At 73.0% G+C, this 18,836-nt stretch carries 18 protein-coding genes and 1 pseudogene; 11 read left to right on the top strand and 8 right to left on the bottom strand.

Annotated features, from left to right (window positions below):
* Positions 1–133 precede the first annotated feature (133 nt).
* From ACNF49_RS15945 to ACNF49_RS15930, 4 genes and pseudogenes are all read right to left on the bottom strand, one after another.
* On the bottom strand, positions 134–286 hold the full coding sequence (locus tag ACNF49_RS15945) for a hypothetical protein (protein WP_357972116.1): 153 nt from the start codon (positions 284–286) through the stop codon (positions 134–136).
* 141 nt (positions 287–427) lie between these two features.
* Entirely contained in the window at positions 428–598 is a 171-nt protein-coding gene (locus ACNF49_RS15940) for a zinc-binding dehydrogenase (protein ID WP_482944193.1), read from the bottom strand.
* A gap of 110 nt (positions 599–708) precedes the next feature.
* Positions 709–1,335: pseudogene (locus ACNF49_RS15935) on the bottom strand (NADP-dependent oxidoreductase); the annotation flags it as partial.
* A 78-nt stretch (positions 1,336–1,413) separates the two neighbouring features.
* Positions 1,414–2,322 (bottom strand): hypothetical protein, encoded by a 909-nt coding sequence (locus tag ACNF49_RS15930; protein ID WP_482944192.1) that lies wholly within the window; start codon positions 2,320–2,322, stop codon positions 1,414–1,416.
* Positions 2,323–2,483: 161 nt separating this feature from the next.
* Here ACNF49_RS15930 and ACNF49_RS15925 point away from each other — a divergent pair, with 161 nt between their 5' ends.
* From ACNF49_RS15925 to ACNF49_RS15910, 4 genes are all read left to right on the top strand, one after another.
* Complete coding sequence (locus ACNF49_RS15925; RefSeq protein WP_357972122.1) at positions 2,484–3,038, top strand: papain-like cysteine protease family protein; 555 nt, start codon at positions 2,484–2,486, stop codon at positions 3,036–3,038.
* A 14-nt stretch (positions 3,039–3,052) separates the two neighbouring features.
* On the top strand, positions 3,053–3,769 hold the full coding sequence (locus ACNF49_RS15920) for a hypothetical protein (RefSeq protein ID WP_357972124.1): 717 nt from the start codon (positions 3,053–3,055) through the stop codon (positions 3,767–3,769).
* Between the two features lie 147 nt (positions 3,770–3,916).
* Positions 3,917–6,577, top strand: coding sequence for a hypothetical protein (locus ACNF49_RS15915; RefSeq protein ID WP_482944191.1), 2,661 nt, complete (start codon positions 3,917–3,919; stop codon positions 6,575–6,577).
* 16 nt (positions 6,578–6,593) lie between these two features.
* Positions 6,594–7,472 (top strand): hypothetical protein, encoded by an 879-nt coding sequence (locus ACNF49_RS15910; RefSeq protein WP_357972128.1) that lies wholly within the window; start codon positions 6,594–6,596, stop codon positions 7,470–7,472.
* 52 nt (positions 7,473–7,524) lie between these two features.
* Here ACNF49_RS15910 and ACNF49_RS15905 read toward each other — a convergent pair whose 3' ends face one another.
* The 3 genes from ACNF49_RS15905 to ACNF49_RS15895 all read right to left on the bottom strand — a co-directional run bounded on the left by ACNF49_RS15905 (position 7,525) and on the right by ACNF49_RS15895 (position 10,663).
* The gene (locus tag ACNF49_RS15905; RefSeq protein ID WP_482944190.1) at positions 7,525–9,273 is read right to left on the bottom strand and encodes a serine/threonine-protein kinase; all 1,749 of its coding nucleotides are present in this window, start codon (positions 9,271–9,273) and stop codon (positions 7,525–7,527) included.
* Positions 9,274–9,425: 152 nt separating this feature from the next.
* Positions 9,426–9,851: a carboxymuconolactone decarboxylase family protein gene (locus ACNF49_RS15900; RefSeq protein WP_357972132.1), complete on the bottom strand. Its 426-nt coding sequence runs from the start codon at positions 9,849–9,851 to the stop codon at positions 9,426–9,428.
* A gap of 281 nt (positions 9,852–10,132) precedes the next feature.
* Positions 10,133–10,663: a GNAT family N-acetyltransferase gene (locus ACNF49_RS15895; RefSeq protein ID WP_482944189.1), complete on the bottom strand. Its 531-nt coding sequence runs from the start codon at positions 10,661–10,663 to the stop codon at positions 10,133–10,135.
* A 360-nt stretch (positions 10,664–11,023) separates the two neighbouring features.
* Between ACNF49_RS15895 and ACNF49_RS15890 the strand changes: the two genes are divergently transcribed.
* From ACNF49_RS15890 to ACNF49_RS15860, 7 genes are all read left to right on the top strand, one after another.
* Entirely contained in the window at positions 11,024–11,446 is a 423-nt protein-coding gene (locus ACNF49_RS15890; RefSeq protein ID WP_357972136.1) for a hypothetical protein, read from the top strand.
* A gap of 358 nt (positions 11,447–11,804) precedes the next feature.
* On the top strand, positions 11,805–12,173 hold the full coding sequence (locus ACNF49_RS15885; RefSeq protein ID WP_482944188.1) for a hypothetical protein: 369 nt from the start codon (positions 11,805–11,807) through the stop codon (positions 12,171–12,173).
* A 299-nt stretch (positions 12,174–12,472) separates the two neighbouring features.
* Positions 12,473–13,216, top strand: a complete 744-nt coding sequence (locus tag ACNF49_RS15880; protein WP_482944187.1) for a rod shape-determining protein — start codon at positions 12,473–12,475, stop codon at positions 13,214–13,216.
* A gap of 32 nt (positions 13,217–13,248) precedes the next feature.
* On the top strand, positions 13,249–13,575 hold the full coding sequence (locus tag ACNF49_RS15875; RefSeq protein ID WP_357972142.1) for a TraR/DksA family transcriptional regulator: 327 nt from the start codon (positions 13,249–13,251) through the stop codon (positions 13,573–13,575).
* A gap of 95 nt (positions 13,576–13,670) precedes the next feature.
* On the top strand, positions 13,671–14,270 hold the full coding sequence (locus ACNF49_RS15870) for a TetR/AcrR family transcriptional regulator (RefSeq protein WP_482944186.1): 600 nt from the start codon (positions 13,671–13,673) through the stop codon (positions 14,268–14,270).
* A gap of 55 nt (positions 14,271–14,325) precedes the next feature.
* Positions 14,326–16,221, top strand: coding sequence for an alpha/beta fold hydrolase (locus ACNF49_RS15865; protein WP_482944185.1), 1,896 nt, complete (start codon positions 14,326–14,328; stop codon positions 16,219–16,221).
* Positions 16,218–17,066, top strand: coding sequence for a phosphotransferase (locus ACNF49_RS15860; protein WP_482944184.1), 849 nt, complete (start codon positions 16,218–16,220; stop codon positions 17,064–17,066). Before ACNF49_RS15865 ends, ACNF49_RS15860 begins: the two co-directional genes overlap by 4 nt.
* Positions 17,067–17,085: 19 nt before the next feature.
* Here the strand turns inward: ACNF49_RS15860 and ACNF49_RS15855 are convergent, their stop codons facing one another.
* Entirely contained in the window at positions 17,086–18,834 is a 1,749-nt protein-coding gene (locus tag ACNF49_RS15855; protein ID WP_357972150.1) for a SpoIIE family protein phosphatase, read from the bottom strand.
* Positions 18,835–18,836 lie beyond the last annotated feature (2 nt).

Here is an 18,836-nt window from a genome sequence, read left to right as displayed (position 1 = left end):
TGGAGAGACTGAAGGGGCGGGGAACTGTCTCCTCATTCTGGTCATCTGCCCACAGACGGGAACAACCCCGACAAGAGAGACGGCGTGACCCGCGGCCCGCGGGCCGGGTGTCACGCCGTCGTACCGCTCAGGCTCAGCTCTGGTGCCCCGGGAGGTTCTTGTTCTCCTGGGACTTGTTGCCGGAGGACTTCTTGTCGGCGCCGGTGCGGCTCTGGGTCGAGGAGCTCCGGCTCTTGTCCTTGTCCTTGTCGCCCGTCTTCGTCTTGCGGGCCTTGCTCTGCGGCATGACGGTTCCTTCCTTCGGTACGCGGAGTCAGCGGGTCGCTTGGCTCCGTAACTGCGCGTGCCCGTGGCCCGGACGGTCATACGGCAGGCCGGTCAAGGTTTCCTCAATAGGCCGAAATATCCATACATTTGCCGCCGGTCGTCAGATCTCGATCACCACCTTCCCCGGCACGCTGCCGCGCTTGTCGCGGAACGCCCGCCCGGTCTCGGCCAGCGGATACACCGCGCCGACGTGGGCGCGCAGCAGCCCCGCCCCGGCCCGCGCGGCGAGCTCGGCGAGCTGGCCGCGGTCGGGCTCGACGATGAAGAACACCGCCCGCCCGGCCTCGGGCACGACCGGCGGCGGCGCGGTGATCGAGACCAGCGCGCCCCCGGCCTGACCTTCGCCGCCGAGCGGGCGAGCAGGTCGCCGCCGATCGTGTCGAAGATCAGATCCACCGGCTCGACCGCCTCCTCGAACGACTGCCGCTCCAGGTCGACGAACTCGTGCGCCCCCAGCTCCACCGCCAGGCCCGCGACGCGCCCCCGTCCGGTGGCGATGACGTGCGCGCCGGCCCGGCGGGCGAGCTGGACGGCGAGCGTGCCCGTGCCACCGCCCGCGCCGTGCACGACGACCGTCCGGCCCGCCGCCAGGCCGCCGTGCGTGAACAGGCCCTGCCAGGCGGTCAGCCCGGCGAGGGGCAGCGCGGCCGCCTCGGTGAAGGTGACGTTGGCGGGGATCGGGGCCAGGTTGCGCGCCTCGACCGCGACGTACTCCGCCGCGCCGCCGTCGCGGTGCCAGTCGGTCAGGCCGAAGACGCGGTCGCCCACCGACAGGCCGGTGGTGCCGTAGGCGACCTCGGACACCACGCCGGCCACCTCGTGCGCGGGGACGGACGGCGCGCGCTCCCGCCCGGCCCGGTCGGTCCAGGTGCCCGGCCACTCCAGCTCGTCAGGGACGAAACCGGCCGCGTGCACACGCACCACCACGTCGCCGGTGGCCGGGCGCGGCACCGGCACGTCCTCCAGGGCCAGGTCGCCGCCGGGCCGGTGAACGCGTATCGCTCTCATGGTCATCGCCTCTCCGTTCATCGTCATTGTCGGCGACAGGACGGGACAGCGACCCGGAGTGTGACAGCGACGCGCCGGTCAGGGCCAGGACCACCGGATGCCGACCAGGCCCGGCTGGAGGGCGGCGGCCATCAGGTGGACGGCATGCTGGGCGTTCAGCGTCAGCTCGGAGGCGGTCAGCTCGCCGCCGCCCGGACCGCGGCGGGCGAAGCGGTGGATGCGCACCGGCAGCTCGACCGGGTCGAAGGCGACGCGCAGCACGTACTGGCCGGCCGGGAAGCGGAAGCCGCGCTCGTAGAAGCAGGACTCGGCGCCGCTGAGGTCGGCGATCTCGTACCGCAGCACGTGGGTGTCGCCGACCCGCAGCGACCGGTCGAACAGCAGCTCGGCGACCACCGTGGCGGTCTCGCCGTCCCTGGTGACGCGGCCGACGCGGCAGTCCTCCAGGGCGGCGACGGTGACCCGGTCCACGTCGCAGCCGACGTCGCCGCGGTAGATCATGATGTAGCGGTCGGCGCCCTCCTCGTGGGCCTGCACCACCTGCGTGGTCTCGCGGGTGGTGAGGCTGCGGTCGGGGCCGATGCGCAGCGACTCGTACATCACGGCGATGTGCAGGCGGCGGTCGTCGGCCACCGCGTCCAGCTCGTCCAGCATGGCCGAGACCACCTGGGCGGGCCGGAACAGGGTCGAGTACGCCACCCCGGGCGCGCGGCCGCGCGGCTTCGGCGGCCCGAGCAGCCCGATCAGCGAGCGCGGCGGCAGGTCGAGGATCTCCTCCAGGGCTCCCACGGCCCGCAGCGACTCCTCGCGCTCCGGCCGGCGCAGGCCCTGCTGCCAGTAGCTCAGCGTGCTCACCCCGACGTGGAGGCCGCGCTGCGCCAGCCGGTGGCGCAGCCGTTCGAGGGTCAACCCCCGCGCTCCGACCGCGGCTCGCAGGGCGACGTGAAAGGGGCCGGCGCGCAGCGCGGCCTGGAGCTCATCCGCCACGTTGTGAATGTTCACAGATTTCCACAGATTCGTCATCACTTCATGAACGTCATGAAATGTCACCTTCCACAGTGATCTGTCAGGGAAATCCGCTCCCCCTTGTACGGCCATCTCCGCAGGTCGAACATCCTTCGCAGCACCCCCCAGCAGAAGGAGCGCCTATGTTCCGCCTGGCCGTGGCCCTCGCCCTAGCGGCGGCCACCTGGATCGCGAGCAGCCCCCCGGCCGAGGCCGCGACCTGGTACAAGCTGAACTTCACCCAGCAGTCGCAGCAGTACTCCAACTGGTGCTGGGCCGCGACGGGCAACTCCGTCGCCGCCTACTACGGGTACTCCTACAGCCAGAACCAGTTCTGCAACCTGGCCTTCAACCGCGGCGTCAACACCAGCTGCCCGAACAACCAGGCCACCCTCGGCAACGACCAGACCGCCTTCCGCCAGATCGGCATCAACCCCGGCGTGTACGTCTACGACTACCTGACCTACGCCGCCATCGTCAGGGAGATCGACGCCGACCGCCCGATCATGGCCCGCATCCAGTGGACCAGCGGCGGCGGCCACATGGAGGTCATCTACGGCTACGACAAGACCTCGTCGTACGTGTACTGGAGCAACCCGTGGCCGTCCAGCACCCGCTACAACTGGTCCACCTACAACTACTACGTCTCGAACTCCTCGTTCTTCTGGACCCACTCGCTCGACTACATCGGCGCGTGAAGGAGGCCATCGACATGAAGCTCATCGCAGCGGTCGCGGCCCTGACCGCGCTGTTCCTGTGGGTCCCGAGCCCCGCGCTGGCCGACCCCGGCGCGCCCACCCAGGCCGACGTCGACGCCGCCAGGGCCGCCGCCGCGGGCGCCGGCGACACGGTCGGCCGCTTCTTCGCCGGCCAGGGCAGGCAGACCAGCCTGGCGCCGGTGGCGGCGCGGGTCGACGGCCCCACGGTCGCCGTCAACGACCTCAACCCGGACTTCGTGGCCGGACGGTCGGCGGAGATCGCCCGCTTCGCCTTCCTCGCCACCGGCGCCACCGCGCCGGACGGGCAGACCGCCTCCGTCTGGACCACCCGCGACCGCCGCGGAACGTGGGTGGTCAGCAACATCGCCAGCGGCGGCGACGAACAGCGGTACGCGGGCCAGACCGGCACCGTGTTCCGCGAGCCGCAGCTCAACGCCTGGTACGCCCTGCGCGACGGCACGGTCGTGCCGCTCAACGACGAGGCCGCGCAGTCGGTGGGCCGGGCGGGCGTCCCCGTGGCCGACTACCGGCGGCTGGCGCACCAGCGCTACGCCGCCAAGCTCCCCGGCAGCGCCTATGCCAGGGACGGCTACGCGGGCGGCTACGGCGTCCCCGGCCCGGGGAGCACCCCCTTGCCCTGGGTCGTGGGCGCCGTGGTCCTGCTCGGCGCGGCGATCACCATTCGCCTGCTGCGCGGGCGCCGCACCTGACAAGATCCGGTGCACGGCCCGCGCCTCCGACGGCCATCTCGGCGGAGGCGCGGGCCGCCTTTTTCTGAGTAGCCCCTACTCATGCCCTCCCCCGCCCCTCGCCCTCACCATGGCGGCACAGCTGCTCATCCACGAGGGGGGACGACCATGGCAGACATCCACAGCGCGGCGGCCGCGGGGCCGCCGTCCCCGCCGGCCGCGCCGGTGCTGGACAACTCGGCGCGGGAGGTGCTGAAGGGCACGCTCGTTCCGCTGCGGGTGCCCACCGCGCACGACGACGCACATGACGGCGCGGGCGGCGGCATCGTCAAGCTGGGGGCGGTCCGGCAGCTCGCGCTGGCCCCCGGCGACACCGACGCGGTCCGTGACCGCCTCCGGGCCGAGAACGCCCCTGGAGGCGTCTCCGGCGAGGCGTTCGACCTGCTCAGGCGCTTCGAGGAGCAGCCCGTCGCGGCGCTGCGCCCCGATCCCGCCGCGCTGGCGCGGGTGCCGGCCGCCGAGCTGGCGCTGTTCGCCGGGACGCTCGTCGAGCTGCGCGCCGAGCGCCTGCGCGAGGCGGAGAGCACCGGCGCCCGGGAGGCGGCCGGCCGGGCCGCGCAGGCGCTCAACACCGCCGCGGTGGCCCTGCGCGGCCTGGCGGTCAACACCGCCGCACCACCCATCGGCATGCTCAACCTGGAACGCATCGAGATGGTGCCGATCGGAATCCAGCGCGGCGAGCTCGTCTCGACCATCCCGCTCGCGCCCGGCGAGGTGACCGCGGTCACGCACAAGGAGTGGTCGGTCACCTCGAAGGAGTTCACCACCATCGTCACCGACTCGCTGGAGGAGGTCAGCGAGACGGGCGTGACCGACAACACCGACCTGTCGCAGTCGACGTCGTCGCAGAGCCAGCACTCGAACCAGTTCAACATCACCGGCACGGTCCAGGGCGGCATCCCGATCATCTCCGGTTCGAGCACCACCGGGTTCACCGCGCAGGGCTCGGAGTCGGCCTCGGCCGCCGAGAGCATCAAGCACGCCCGCGCCACCACGCAGAAGGCGTCCTCGCGCTCCCGCCGCGAGCACAAGGTGACCATCTCCACCACCACCGTGACGGGGTCGGAGGAGACCTCGACCCGGGTGCTGAAGAACACCGGCAACGACCCCGTCCGGATCGACTACTTCAGCCTCATGCGCAAGTGGCGGGTCAGGCTCTACCGGTACGGGCTGCGCCTGACGTACGACATCGCGGTCCCCGAGCCGGGGGCGTCGATGCGGCGGGCGTACGCGGAGCTCGAGCTGCTGCGCTCGCAGCAGGGCCCCTTCGAGTTCCCGGTCAGGCACGGCGACATCACCACGGAGCTGGTCGACCAGGACGGTCACCCGTCCCCGACCGGCGTCCCGAAGTACCAGTGGCTGGCCGACCGGCACGGCGTGACCGTCCGGCCGCATCCCGAGGCGCCGACGCCGCTGACCGTCAGCTCGCACGTCAACACCGACGGGAACTGGTGGTTCCTGGACCTGGAGTTCGACGTGCCGGGCGGCACGCACATCCGGGAGATCATGCTGGACGCGCAGGTCGGCAAGGACGACTCCGACGACAAGATGAACTTCGACGTCATCGGGGCCCGTTCGGAGCCGACGTGGCGCAACCTGTCGGACGCGCTCATCATCCGCGACCACCGGATCATGTCCTTCGACGGCGCCACGCCCTACATGCGCGGTTTCACCGGCCGCCACAAGATCACGTTCTTCTTCCACCACTCCGAGCGGGTGTTCGTCGGGCTCGGCGTGCGGCTCGACCTCACGGACGAGGCCGTCGAGCAGTGGCGCACCGACGTCTGGAACACCCTCTACAACGCCGCCCAGACCAGGTACTTCGCCGAGCAGGAGGACATCGCCGCGCGCATCGCGGCCATCGAGGACAAGCTGGCCAACGTCGACACCCTGACGCTGCGGCGGGAGGAGAGCGACGAGATCATGAAGTGCGTCCTGCGGTTCATCCTCGGCAGCGACTTCGACTTCATGCCCGCCGACGTCCTGGCCGCCTTCCTGGCCGCGCACGTGGACCTCCAGCACGGCATCGGCTTCGACGGGCCGAGCCTCGGTCTCAGCGCCGAGCAGTGGACGCTGCTGCGGCGGCACGAGGACCTGGTGCGTTTCATCAACCAGGCGATCGAGTGGGAGAACGTGGTGACGTTCCTCTACTCCTACTTCTGGGACGTCCCGCCGAGCTGGCCGTTCATCCGGCAGTTGCGGCACCCGGACCCGACCAGGCAGGCGTTCCTGCGGGCCGGCAGCGCGCGGATCGTCCTCACCGTGCGCAAGGGCTGGGAGGAGGAGTGGATGCGCTTCGCCGAGGGGGGTGCGGTCGGCGCGCCGATCCCGGCGCCGTACCTGACGATCGCGCAGGAGATCGCGGCCTACGACGACCGCAACTATCCCGGCATCCCGCCCGCCAACCCCGAACGGGCGGCCGCCCGGCTCCAGGACGCCGCCTTCACCACGTCCTCCTCGGACCTCGCGCCGAGCCCGAACCCGGTGAACATCAAGGTCGGCAACAGCTCGGCGTTCGTCGTCGGGCTGCCGGTCGTGCTGGACGCCGAGGACGACCGCCGCGTCCAGGAGGCCCAGCTCGTCGTCGCCATCCCGGACGCCACCCACCTCACGGTCGAGCGCCTGAGCTTCGCCCACCGCGGCACGCAGGCTCCCGTGCCGATCCTGCAACCGGGTGAGAAGGGGGCGCTCATCGCCGAGTGGCACGAGTACACGCCGTCGTCCGGCACCGACATCGCGCTCACGTCCAACCTCGCGACGATCTCGTAGGGCGGCGGACGGCCCGATGACGTACTTCTGCTTCCAGAGAAGCCAGAACGACCGGGTCTCCCGGATCTCCCTCACCGTCGGCGAGGAGACCCAGCCGATGATGTGGAAGGGCGAGAAGCCCGACGACAACGTGCACGCCGTGCTCTTCCACCACACCTCCGGGCTGGTGTTCCTGGAGGAGACCCGGGCCTCCTACGACCCGCAGGGCTCCTACCGGGTGTTCGCGCTGACCGGCAGGACGCCCGGCTCGGGCCGGTTCGAGGCCATCGAAGTGCCCCGGACGGGCGCCCTGCGCACGCTCGGCCGGTTCGACCTCGACGTCCGCGACGCCACCGACGACCAGGCCGACCTGGTCTACACCGGCAAGTTCCTGTACTGGCGCAAGTCCATGCCGGCCTCCCTCCAGGGCTCGGGCACACTGCTGTACGCGGCCACGTCCGGCCTGGTGGGACACCAGATCGGCACCATGCAGAACAGCAAGGACCACGGCCCGCTGCCGGAGGGCCTGTACACGTTCTTCACCCACGTCGATCCCCGGCAGAACTCCGTCGAGGCGGCGAACCAGCGGGGCGACAAGGCCGTCTCCAACCCCGGGGAGGGCATCCAGTTCCTGCCCGTGGGCGGCAACGGCCCGGTCTTCCCCGACTGGGGCACCTTCCGCGTCCGGCTCACCCCGACCCAGGGGAACATGTACGGGCGCGGCGGCTTCTACCTGCACAACTCGCACAAGGGGTACAGCCACGGCTGCGTCGAGGTCGGGACGAACGCCGACGGCCTCGACTTCTTCTCGGGCCTGCTGGCCTACGCCGGCAGCCAGCAACGCAAGGCCAAGCTCGTGCTGCGCGTCCGGTACTCCTACCCCGAGCAGGGCACCCTGGGCAGAACCCTGCGCTGACCCCTCGGCCCGCACCGTCGCGGAACACCGCGGCGGTGGCGGCGGCGCGGGGTCACCAGCGGCAACGCGCGCGGGCGGCGGAGACCGTCACCTCGTGGGTGTCGTCGGCCCCGACGGGCTGGTTGCCGACCAGGACGGTGAGCCGGCCCGCGGCGGGCACCCGCCAGGTGCCGATCGGGGCCCAGCGCCCCCGGTGGGCGCGCTGGTCCACGGTCACCGGCGGGCCGAGGTGCGGCGGGTCGGTGTCGTTGTCGTCCAGGTAGTAGAAGGCCAGGCCGGTCGAGCGGGGGTCGTCGGGGATGTGCACGTCGATCGTGCAGCGCGCGCCGCCGCGGGTGTCGAAGTACCAGTTGACCGCCTGGTTGAAGTGGGCCGGCTCGTTCCCGACGCGCAGCGCCAGCGCCGTGCCCACGCAGCCGTCGCCCTTCCACCCGCCGGTGACGGGACGCCAGGCGGGGTCGGCGTAGAACCACTCCGCGGCGCACCGGGGGCCGTGCACGGCCTGCCACCGGACGGGGCCCGTGGGGGTGGGGCCGGGCAGCGGCTGGGTGACCACCACGGTGTTGGGATCCAGCATGGTTCCGGGATCTGACACGGTTCCGGGATCGTCCGCCGCCGTCGCCCGGACCGTCGCCGGGCCGCCCGTCGTGGCGGTGGTGGTGGGCGCGGGGGTGGGGCCCGTCGTGGGCGTGGCGAGCCGGGGGAACAGGACGGCGGCCGTCGCGCCCAGGGCCAGCAGGACGGCTCCGGCCGCCAGTGCCCGCCCCGGCCAGGGCGTCCTCGCGGGCCGCGTCGCCCCGGCGGTGCCGTCCTCGGCGGGGCCGTCCCCGCTGGGGCCGTCCCTGCTGGAGTCGTCGCCGCTGGAGTCGTCCTCGGCGGGGTCGTCCTTGCTCGGGTCGTCCTTGCTCGGGTCGTCCTTGCTCGGGTCGTCCTCGGTGGGGCCGGTTTCGCCGATGAGCGCCTGGTACTCCGCATCCGAGGGCCAGGAGTGCGGGTCCGTGGCGCTTCCGGCGAGTGCCGCCGCCCGGTCGGACGTGATCCGCTCCGCCGGGTCGCGCGCGGCGCACGAGCGGATCAGCTCGGCGAGCTCGGGCTCGACGCCGTCCACGTCGATGTCGGCGTTCAGGCTGCTGTAGAGCACCGCCATCGGCTCGCCGCGCCCGAACGGCGGACGGCCGGTGGCGGCGTAGGCGATCGTGCCGGCCAGCGCGAAGACGTCCGCCGCCGCCGTGACCGGCTCCTGACGTACGGCCTCGGGAGCGATGTAGCCGGGGGTGCCGACGATCTCTCCCGACGTCGTGATCGTGCTCTGGCCGGGGGCCCGCGCGATGCCGAAGTCGATCAGCCGCGGGCCCTGCGGCGACAGGATGACGTTGTGCGGCTTGAGGTCGCGGTGCTGCACGCCGTGCCGGTGCACGTCGGCCAGGGCGGCGGCCAGCCCGGCGAGCAGCCGCCGGCACAGCCCCGCCGGCAACGGCCCCCGCTCGGCGACCGCCCGCAACAGCGTCGGCCCCCGCACGTACGCCGTCGCCAGCCAGTACGGCGGCGCCGTCACCCGTGCGTCCACCAGCGGCGCCACGTACGGGCTGCGCAGGCCGCGCAGGGTGGCCGCCTCGCGGCGGAAACGTTCCATGGCCTCGGCATCGGCCGGGTCGTGCTTGATGACCTTGATGGCCACCAGGCCCAGGCGGCGGCTCCTGGCCAGGTACACCACGCCCATGCCGCCCGCGCCGAGGCGCCCGAGCAGCCGATGGCCGCCGATCTCGGGTGGGTCCGTCGCCTGTAACGCCTGCACGCTCATCCCAGTCGATCATGACAGACCAGGCACTCGGGAGGCAGCCCTCTGTCACGTCCGACTCCAACCGGATCCGAAGCCGGCGCCGGATCGGGCCTGAGCCCGGGCGCGGGGGGATCCGGCCGGATCGGGCTGGAGCGAGCGGGCGGGGCCCGGGGTCAGGCCGTGCCGTCCGGCACGGGGAGCAGGCCGCGTTCGGCGAACACCTTCTTGGCGGCGAACGTCGCGTTGAGCGCGCGTGGCATGCCGCAGTAGACGGCCGAGTGCAACAGGGACTCAATGATCTCATCGGGCGTCAGGCCGACGTTCAGGGCGGCGTTGACGTGCACGTCGAGCTGGGGTTCGCAGCCGCCGAGCGCGGTGAGCGCGCCCAGGGTCACCAACTGGCGGTCGCGGGGAGCCAGGCCGGGGCGGTCGTAGATCTCGCCGAAGGCCCAGGCGACCACCTGGTGGGCCATTTCGGGCGAGACGTCGGCAAGGGCGTCCACGACCCGCTGCCCGGCCTCGCCGTCGATCTTCCGAAGCACCTCCAGACCGTGCTCGTAGCGCTGTTCACGGCTGGTTCCTTCTGCAATGTTCGTCATGCCCGGAACCGTAGAACTTCGAGCGCACTCAAATGCAAATCGCCCTCGCAGCGACGGCGAGGGCCACGGCAGATGCGACGCCGGGAACGCGGGCGCCCAGCGCAGCGGGCTACCCGGCGAGCGCGGTGGGGCGCAGTGCGGTGGGGTGGTTGGGGGGGTTATGTTGTTAGTTTGGGGGGTTTGGTTGCTTTTCTCGGGGTGTGATGTCCGAGTTATTCGATGTCGGTGTGGTTTGGGTCTGGATATTCACACTAGTCCAGGGATTGTATGAAACTTCGTGGTTATTCGGGGTTGAGGAATACCACAATTCCGTCGTTCTCGCCCGCTCGTCGCCAGCCCAGACGCTCGTACAGGCGAATGGCGTCGGGGGCGTTCACGGAGGTCAGCAGCCAGCTCCGACTTTCGCCGCACAGAAGGTCCAGAATGCGCCCCGCCAGACCTCGGCCGCGGGCGCGCGGAGCGACCGCCAGCTCGTCCACCTGGAGTGCGCCGGCCAGCATCCGGGACACCCCGTCCGGGCCGAGCGCCGCGAGCACCTTGCCGTAGCTGCGGGTGTGCGGCAGCGGGGTCGCCGTCGGCCAGGCCGTCCCGAACCCGCACGGACGCGCGCCCTCGACGGCCAGCACCGCGCGGAACCCGGGCCGGGCCGCGTCGGCGGCGAACCGGACGCCGAACTCGGCGACCTCGCCCTCCCCCTCGCTCCACGGCGGCCCAGTGAACACCTCGCGATAGAGATCGATCAGCTCCGCCCGGCGCGCGAGCGCCTGCTCGCCGGTCAACAGTTCCAGCCGCACGTCCGTACGTTCCGTCATGCTTCACCTCACTGTCTAGTCGTAGTACGACAGTGACGATAGCGGACGTCCGGCCAAACCGGCACCCCCGCGCCCGCGACGCCGGACGCCCGGAGCGCATGTTCCCGGCAGCGCCGCATTTTCGGGGCGACAGTGCTAGGGAATGATCGAGTCACAGTAAAGCGACACCACCGCTCCTTGTCGCAATAAACCTGGACAAGTCGGCTGTAAGGGCCTGGTAAATCTGGTCAAGCTTTAGCAGCTCATGCCTGTCTTGTCAGAACTCCGAACTCAATGCGCGGGTAAGACTGCTCATGCCGGAGACCGACGGCAGTCGAGAAGTCCCGCGGCGGTTCTGGAAACTTCTGAACGGAAAGCGCGATGAAATCAATGATGAAGAAGCCGGCGGCCGTGCTCGCCACGAGCGCGTGCCTGCTGCTGGGTGGCGGCCAGATGCCGGCAGCCCAGGCCAGCACGGCCGGCACGGCGTCGTATCAGAGCCCAGCCGATGAGAAGCCGGTCCTCCGGGGCGGCTGCGGCTGGCGTCACTGCGGTCCTCGCTGGTGGGGCCCGCGTTGGGGCGGCTGGTGGGGCGGCGGTCACCACCACGACCACGACCACGACCACCACCACCGTGTAGGCCCGCGTGGTCCCCAGGGCCCGCGTGGCCCGCAGGGTCCCCCGGCCGTCCACAAGCCGGACCACCACGACCACGACCACGACGACCACGACGACCGTGGCCACGACGACCACAACGAGGACGACGACTGGGGCGAGTGGGGCGAGAACTTCGACGGGTTCTAAATAGCCCTGGGCGAGGTTCCCGCTGACACAGCAACACGCTGAACGGCGGGGTTCCCGGCGACATGCGCACACCGGCCGTCCGGACGAAGACCGGCTCCCGGTCCGGTGACCGGCCACGCGCCCATGTCCCGGCGAACCCCGCCCTGCAGCCCCCGGCCCCGTACGCCCCCGCCTCTGCGCACCCCCGCCGCTGCATGCCCCGCCCCGCACGCCTCCCCGGCAGTTTCCTGCCCCCACCAGCACCGGAAGCCCCTCCCGAGGCCCCCGCCCCCGCGACTCCCCGTCGACCGCGCCGTACCGCCGGACGGGAAAACGGACGGTAATGCCTTTTCTCACCGGCTGGGCTATGGTCGGCCTTATGACGGGACCGTGCAGAGCGCCACGAGGCCCCATCGCGCTGTGCTGCGTGGTGGGCCTGGTCCTGCTGTCCCTGCTGGTCGCCGGCCCTTCCTACGCCGACGACCAGACTGCCCCGCGCCCCGTGTCCGCCGGTCACGAATGGACCCCGGACAAGGGCGGCGACCGGATGCCGAGCCTGCCGCCCCAGGCGTCCAGCGGCCGTGAGCACCACGTGCTGTCGTTGTGGCCGCCGCTGCGCGGCGCGCGGCACGCCGAGGCCGCCCACCTCCCGCTGCTCCCGGCGCCCGGTTCCGACGCGGCCGCGATCCGCGACCCGCAGCAGGTCGGGCACCGCACCGCGGGCTCGCGCAGCCCGCCGCTGATCTAGCTCCCTCCCTCTTCACGAGTCGCCGCCTCCCGGCCCCCCAGCGCGCCGCGGGGCCGGTCGTCGCGCCCGGCCTTTCGCACCGCCGGGTCCACGCGTTGCCCGGCCGCCCGCGGGTTCCCGCGCGTCCCGTACGGCCGGAGGTCGCCGTCGTGGCGTCCCCGCGTGCGGGATGCGCCCTTTTCTCTCGTCTTTCGCGTACGAGTCCTCCGCGTCAGAGCAAGGAGCCGATCATCGTCATGTCCGACGCCGGATCAGTCCACGAACACTCACCGCGAACATCCGCGGTGCACCGCGCCCACGTGGTGCTCGACCTGGGCACCTCACGCACCCGTTCGCTGTCCCTGGACGGGTTCGCCATCGCCGACCGTCCCTCGGCGGTCGTCGTCCCGTCGCCGGAGAGCGCGGCCGGGATCCCGGTCCGTCCGATCCGCCGGGGCATGGTCGTCGACCCGGGCGCCTGCCTGCGGCTCGTGCATCTCGTGCTGCAGGACGCCTGGCTGGCCGGCGGCCGGCCGCTGGAGCACGTGATGGCCGCGGTGCCCAGGGCCGCGACGGGCAGCGACCGGCAGGCGGTGCGCGCGGCCGTCGCCGAGGCGGCCGGCTGCCAGGTGACGCTGGTCGAGGCGCCGCTGGCGGCCGCCGCCGGCGCCGGTCTGGACGTCGCGGGGCCGGGGCCGTACCTGCTGCTGGACGTGGGGGCGGGCATCGTCGAGGCCGTCGTCGTCAGCGGCGGCGCGGTCAGCGACGCGGCGGCGCTCCAGCTCAGCGCCACGACCAGCACGGGACTGCTGCCGGACGCGCTGGACGGCGTCGTGGAGATGACCGCCGGCCTGCTGCGCCGCCAGCCGGCCCACCTCCGCCCGGCCGTCCGGGACAACGGCCTGACCGTCACGGGCGGGGGCGCGCTCCAGACGCGACTGCTGGACCGCCTGCACACCGCCCTTCGCACGCGGATCAACGCCGCGGCGGAGCCGCAGCACGCCACCGTCCGCGGCCTGCTGCGCCTGTGCCTGCGCCCCGCGGCACCCGTCATCGCACTCTGAACCCCCGCAAACCGCGCGGAAAGGAAACCACCATGACCGACCACCTCAGCACCGTGCAGCTCCAGTCCCTGCGCCAGGACATCGACGAGCAGCTGGAGCGGCGCAGCCGCCACCTGCTCGGTCTGCAGGCCGCGGCCCAGGACGGCAATGGCGCGGACGACACCTGGCAGGAGCTGCTGGCCTCCCTCGCCACCGCCGACCGGGCCATCGCCGAGCTCACCCAGGCCCGCGACCGGCTGACGGCCGGCTCGTACGGCCGCTGCTCGCACTGCGAGGCTGGCATCCCGTTCGAACGGCTCAAGATCCGGCCGCTGGCCCGGTTCTGCATCAACTGCCAGCGCCGGTACGAAGCCGCCTGAGCCCGGGACCGGCCGCCCCGCGCGACGTCGGGCGGCCGGTCCACCGCCGGCGGCCGGATGGACAGGAATATGCAGACCGGTCTAGTGTGTGCCGCATGGCGGTCAAGGGGGACGAGACACGGGCGCGCATCATAGCCGCGGCCCGGACGCTGGTGGAGGCCCAGGGCAGCCACGGCACCGGCCTCAACGAGGTGCTGGCCGTGGCCGGCGCGCCGCGCGGGTCGCTCTACCACCACTTCCCCGGCGGCAAGGACCAGCTGGTGGGCGAGGCGCTCGCCGCCGCCGGACGGGAGGTCGACGCCATGATCGACGACCTGGCCGGCGCGCTGCCCAGGGCCCGCGACCTCGTGCCGGCCGTCCTCGACGCGCTGGCCGACAGGATGGTGGCGGCCGGGTACGCCAAGGGCTGCCCGGTGGCGACCGTGGCCCTGGAGATCGCCTCCTCGAATGAGCAACTGCAGCGCGTCTGCGCCGGCATCTACGAAGGCTGGCAGCGCAGGCTGGCCGACGCCCTGCGCGCCGACGGGCACGCCACGGCCGACGACGCGGCCGACGACGCGGCCGACGACGCGGCCGACGACCTGGCGGCGACCGTGCTCGCGCTGATCGAGGGCGCGCTGGTGCTGGCCCGCGCGAGCCGTTCCCGGCTGCCGGTCGAACGGGTCCGCCGCCAGGTCGTCAGACTGCTGGCCTGAGCCGGCGGTTCTTCATGCCCACAAAATATGCAGATCGGTCTAGAGAGGAATGGACATGGAAGACGCCGTGGTGTTCGGTGCGACCGGCTTCATCGGCAGATGGACGGTCCTGCACCTGCTGGAACAGGGCCGTGCCGTGACGGCCGTCGTCCGCCGCGCGGACGACGGGCCGGCCCGCTGGCTGCGTGAGCGCGGCGTGCCCGCCACGCGGCTCACGGTCGTCGAGGGCGACGTCACGGCCGGGCCCGGCCTGGGACTGGGCGCTGCCGGCGAAGGGGCGGCGGGCGTGCGGGACGTGTTCAACGCCGCCGGCATCTACCGCTTCGGCATGGGACGCGAGGAGGCCAGGGCGGTCAACGTCGAAGGCGCGCTCAACGTGCTGAACTGGGCCGCCGCCCGTCCCGGGTTGCGCCGGCTGGTGCACGTGTCGGGCTACCGCGTCGGGCTGGACCCGCGGCCGCGCCACCCGCTCCCGGAGGCCGAACTGGCGGCCCTGTACCGGGACAAAGGGGCGTACGAGGGCTCCAAGGCCGAGGGGGACGCCGCCGTACGGGTCGCCGCGGCGCGGCTCGGTGTGCCGCTGACCGTGGTGAACCCGAGCAGCGTCATCGGCCATTCGCTGACCGGTGAGGCCGGCCAGTACCTCGGACTGGCCTCGCTGGTCCGTGACCTGTGGGCGGGCCGGCTGCCCGCGCTGCCGGGCGGCGCCCGCACGTTCGTCCCGGTGGTGACGGTGGACCATTTCGCCCGGTTCATGGCCGCCGTGCCCGAGCACGACCCCGAGCCCGGCGGCCTGCACTGGCTGCTCGAACCCGCCACGCCCGACCTGCCCGACCTGATCCGGCTGCTCGCGGAGCACCTCGGCGTACGCGCGCCGCGCATACGCGTGCCGGTGGGCGTGATCCGCCGCCTGCCGTCCGCGCTGACCGGCGCCGAGCCCGAGACGCTGGGCTTCCTGACCGAGGACCGGTACGACACGGGCTCGGCCGACCGGGTCGCCGGGTCCGCGGGGCTCCGCCGGCCACCCGTGGGTGACGCGTTGCGCCGCTGGGCCGACCGGCTGGTCGCCGACCGGTTCGGGGACGCTCCGGCCGCACGTCCCGGTGGTTTCCACAACGTGGCGGGGTCGCGTACGTACGTGGCGGGTGAGCGTACGGCGCCGCGGCTGGTCCTGCTGCACGGGCTTCCGCTCGACGGCGACTCCTGGCACGGCGTGCTCGACGAACTGGACAGCACCCCTCCCCCGGCCCTTCCCGGAACCGGTTCGCACCGGTTTCCTGCGCTTGTCGCCGATCTGCCGGGGCTGGGGCGTTCCTCGTCCGCCGGGGGCGCGGCGTCGGACTGGCTGGCCGAGTTGCTGGGGCCCGTGCGCACCCGTCCGGTGATCGTCGCGCACTCGGCCGCCGCCGCGCCGGCGCTGCGGTACGCCGCCGCCCATCCCGGCCGGATCGCCGCCCTCATCCTGCTGTCCCCGTACTTCCTCCAGCGCCGGCCGTCCGCTCTCACCCTGCTCCTCGCGGCCCCTCTCCTCGGGAGGATGGGCCCCGACCGGCTCACGGCCGCCCTCCTCGGCCCGGCGTCCCCGTCCGAGGAGGCGCGGCGGGCGGTCGCGAGCGCCGCGGCCGGGCTCCGCCGTCCCGGGGTCGCCCGGCGCACCGCCCGCGTGCTGCGCGCCGCGCAGCGCCCCGCCGAACGCGCCGCCCTCCGCACGCTGCTCGGCGGCCCCGTCCCCGTGCACCTCGTGGCCGGCGAGCTGGACCCGCTGCCCCCCGACGCCGCCCCCGCCACGGTCATCCCGGGAGCCGGGCACCACCCGCACCTCACCCACCCGGCCGCCGTCGCGGAGATCGTGCGGCAGGTCCTTCTCAAGCACGCCGTGGACGATTGCCCTCCACCGCCCCTGCCTGAGATCATGACCGGCCCACTTCCTCGCCACCCCAGGGAACCATGAGCTCCGTCACCTACACCGAGCCCACCGAGCCCCAGCCCGAGATCCCACTCGCCGGCGGGGACGTCACCGAAGGCGTCGTACGCGTCGGCGACACCGTACGCCGTCCCGTGGGACCCAACTCCCCGCTGGTCCACGCCCTGCTGGGGCACCTGGAGGAGGCCGGGTTCGCGGGCGCGCCGCGTTTCCTCGGCATCGACGCCGCCGGCCGCGAGGTGCTGACCTTCGTCCCCGGTGAGGTCGCCGGACGGCCGCGGCCCGCGTGGCTGGCCGACGAGGAGCGGCTGGCCTCCGTGGGCCGGCTGATCCGGGCCTACCACGAGGCGGTGGCGGGGTTCGTCCCGCCCGACGGCGTTCGGGCGGACTTCGGGTTCACCGAGCCGCCGGGCATGCCGCCCGCGCCGCCGTACCCGCCGGAGCTGGTCGGGCACCTGGACTACACGCCGGACAACATCGTGTTCCGCGACGGTGTGGCGGCCGGGCTGATCGACTTCGACATCGCCAGGCCGGCCACCCGGGTGGAGGAGCTGATGAGCGCGATGTTGTACTGGGCGCCGCTGGCCGACCCGGCCGACGCCGACCCGCCCCTGCGCGGGCTGGACGTGCCGCGCCGCTGCCGGCTGCTCGCCGACGCGTACGGGATGTCCGGCGTCGACCGGTCGCGCCTGGTCGAGGTGGCCGTGCTGCGTACCCGGCGGTCGTGGTTCTCGATGCGGCAGATCGCCGAGGAACGCGGCGGCGGCTGGGCCCGGATGTGGGAAGAGGGCGTCGGCGACCTGATCAAGCGGCGCGAGGCGTGGCTGGAGCGCCACGGCCCGGCGATCGAGGCCGCGCTCACCGCCCCGTGACCGCTCGGAGGCGTCCGCCCTACTGGCCGGGCGGCGGCAGCCGCAGGGCGAGCAGCGCGATGTCATCGGTACGCGGCGACGGCGCGAGCGCGAGCACCTGCTCGCAGAAGTCCTGGAGCGGACGCCGGGCCAGCGTCGCGGCGTGCCGGCGCAGCCGGGCCAGGCTGGTGTCCAGGTTGACGCCGGGCACCTCGACCAGCCCGTCGGTGTAGAGCAGCAGCGTGCTGCCCGGCGGCAGCGGCGCCAGGGCGTCGTGGCGGGTCACGTCGTCGAGATGCACGCCCAGCAGCAGCGACTGGCCCTCCTCCAGGTAGCGGGCCTGCCCGTGCGCGGTGACCAGCAGCGGCGGCAGGTGGCCGGCGCTGGTCCAGCGCAGGATCCGCGTGTCCGGATCGCCCTCCGGCTGGGGCGGCTCGATCCGGGCCAGGATGGCCGAGGCCGTGGGGGCGTCGCTGGCGACGGCCATGACCTTGTTGAGCCGGTCGAGGATCAGGCTGGGCGACTCCTTGTGGTCGCAGGCCAGGGCGCGCAGCATGTTGCGGAGCTGGGCCATCTGCCCGGCGGCCTCCAGGTCGTGGCCGGCGACGTCGCCGATGGCCAGCGCGGTGACGCCGTCGGGGAGCACGAACGCGTCGTACCAGTCGCCGCCCACCTGGGAGCCGGCCGGGGCCGCCAGGTAGCGGGCGGCGAGCTGCAGGTGATCGACCTGGGGCAGCGCGGTCAGCAGGTGGCGCTGCATGGTGTCGACGATGTCGCGCTGCTGGCCGAACAGGCAGGCGTTGTCGGCGGCCAGGGCCGCGGTGCGGGCGATGTCGGCCACCAGCTCCACGTCGGCCTCCGTGTACGGCCGCGCCGGGTCGGTGCGCGCCACCGTCAGAGCGCCCAGCACGCGGCGCGGCGTACGCAGCGGCGCCACGATCGCCGACGAGCCGCCCAGCACGTTGAACAGGGAGTCGTGCGCGGCGGCCAGCGGCCCGTCGGGCGGCGCGGCGATCTGCTCGGGCCCCAGCAGCAGCGCCTGCTCCCCGCGCAGCACCCGGACCAGCGCCGATCGCGAGGGGCCCTTCGGCAACGACGGCAGCTCGGCGAACCACGAGGGGTCCACCGGCGCGGCCCCGGCGCAGGCCATGGCCAGTCGGCGCAGCTCGCGCGGCCCGAGGAACATGTCCACCGCCGCCCAGTCGGCCAGGCGCGGCACCAGCAGGCGGCCGAGCCGCGTCATCGCCTCGCGCACGTCCAGCGTCTGGGTGAGGACGGTGCTGATCTCGGTCAACAGGCGGAACTGCTCGGTCAGCTTCTGGGCGCGGACGAGCTCTTCGGCCTGCCGGCCGGCCGCGTCAAGGCGTTCGACGACGTCGATGAAGATCACGACGACGCCGGCCGGCTCGCCGTCGTGGTGGATGGGCGAGGCCAGCCAGGCGACCGGGAGCAGCCGGCCGCCGGCGGTGGCGAAGGTGGCGAACTCGCTGCGTACGGGCCGGTCCTGCCGGCACACCGTGACCAGCTCGCAGGCGGAGCGGGGCGGGAGGCTGCCGTCGAGGCGGCGGTGCAGCGTCTGGTGCGCGTCGGCGCCGCGCAGCTCGTCGGCGGGAAAGCCGAGCAGGGCGACCGCCCCGGGGTTGACCCACGTGATGCGGCCGGCGAGATCGGTGAGGTAGATGCCCATGCCCGTGCCGTCGAAGGCCGCCCGCAGCAGCCACTCCGCGGGCTGGGCGCCGGAACCGGAGCCGTCCGGCCGGTGTCCGGCGTCACCCCGATCAGCCATCATCA

The organism is Actinomadura sp. ATCC 39365, from assembly GCF_054392275.1.
The sequence above is the reverse complement of the archived record's forward strand: the minus strand, read 5'-3'. Positions and strand labels throughout refer to the sequence as shown.